1 protein-coding gene is annotated in these 1,851 nt (G+C 74.3%); it reads left to right on the forward strand.

Annotated features, from left to right (window positions below):
• On the forward strand, positions 1-1,851 hold a 1,851-nt coding region (locus tag ACFXDE_RS43840), incomplete at both ends, for a beta-ketoacyl synthase N-terminal-like domain-containing protein (RefSeq protein ID WP_380499812.1).

The following is a 1,851-nucleotide window of genomic DNA, read 5'->3' on the forward strand; positions in this document are numbered from 1 at the left end:
CGACGGACTCCCCGCCACCTCCATCGCCTGGGGCCTGTGGGCCGACGCCAGCGGGATGACCGGCGCCCTCGACGAGGCCGACCAGGCACGGATCGAACGCGGCGGCATCCTGCCGATCGACGGCCGGCTCGGGCTCGCGCTGTTCGACCACGCGCTCGCCGGCGCGGCACCCGTGGTGGTGGCCGCGAAGACCGACAGCGCCGCACTGCGCGACCGCGCCCAGGCCGGGATGCTGCCGCCACTGCTCCACGGCCTGGTCCGCACAGTGCCGACGCGCACCGGACAGCACGGATCCACCACGCTGGTCGCCGAGTTGGCGCAGCTGTCCGACGCCGAGCAGCACGACCGGGTCCTCGCCCTGGTGCGACGCGCGGCCGCCCTGGTCCTCCGCCGGCCGGACGGCGACGCGATCGACGACACCCGCGCGTTCAAGGAACTCGGCTTCGACTCGCTCACCGCCGTCGAACTGCGCAACCAGCTCAACACGGCCACCGGACTGACCCTTCCGGCCACCCTGGTCTTCGACCACCCCACGCCCGAAGCACTCGCCGCCCATGTCCGCACGGCCGTCCTCGGCCTGCGCGACGTGCCCGTCCAGGCCGCCCCGCTCCCGGCCGCCGCGCCGGACGAGCCGATCGCGATCGTGTCGATGAGCTGCCGGTTCCCCGGCGGGGTCCGGTCGCCCGAGGACCTGTGGCAGCTGCTGTCGGACGGTACCGACGTGGTCGGCGACCTGCCGGACGACCGCGGCTGGGACATCGAGCGCCTCTACCACCCCGACCCCGACCACCCCGGCACCTTCTACGTGCGCGAGGGCGGGTTCCTCTACGACGCGGGCGGGTTCGACGCCGAGTTCTTCGGGATCAGCCCGCGCGAGGCGCTCGCCATGGACCCGCAGCAGCGCATCCTGCTGGAGACCGCCTGGGAAACCGTCGAGCGCGCCTCGATCGACCCGGCCTCGCTGCGCGGCTCCCGGACCGGCGTCTTCACCGGCGTCATCGCGCAGGAGTACGCCTCGCCCCTGCGCAAGGTCCCCGAGGGCACCGACGGCTACTTCCTCACCGGCACCACCACCAGCGTCGCCTCAGGCCGCGTGGCCTACACCCTCGGCCTGGAGGGCCCGGCGGTCACCGTCGACACCGCGTGCTCCTCCTCCCTGGTCGCCCTGCACCTGGCCGCACAGGCGCTGCGCAGCGGCGAGTGCGACCTCGCCCTCGCCGGCGGCGTCACCGTGCTGGCCAGTCCGAGCATCTTCCTGGAGTTCAGCCGGCAGCGCGGTCTCGCGCCGGACGGGCGGTGCAAGCCGTTCGCCGCGGCGGCCGACGGCACCGGCTGGGGCGAGGGCGCCGGCCTGCTGCTCCTCGAACGCCTCTCCGACGCCCGGCGCAACGGGCACCAGGTCCTCGCGCTGCTGGCCGGTTCGGCGATCAACCAGGACGGTGCCAGCAACGGTCTCACCGCACCCAACGGGCCCTCCCAACAACGGGTCATCCAGCAGGCGTTGGCGAACGCCCGCCTCACGGCGGGCGACGTCGACGCGGTCGAGGCCCACGGCACCGGCACCACCCTCGGCGACCCGATCGAGGCCCAGGCCCTGCTGGCCACCTACGGCCAGGACCGCCCGGCGGAGCGGCCCCTCTGGCTCGGCGCCCTCAAGTCGAACATCGGGCACACCCAGGCGGCAGCCGGCGTCGCCGGCGTCATCAAGATGGTCGAGGCCATGCGCCACGGCGTGCTGCCCAAGACCCTGCACGTCGACGAGCCCTCGCCGCACGTCGACTGGACCGCGGGGTCCGTGGAACTGCTCACCGAGCAGCGGGAGTGGCCGGAGACCGGTCGGCCGCGCCGGGC

The sequence above is a fragment of the Kitasatospora sp. NPDC059408 genome (assembly GCF_042751525.1).
Lineage (GTDB): Bacteria > Actinomycetota > Actinomycetes > Streptomycetales > Streptomycetaceae > Kitasatospora.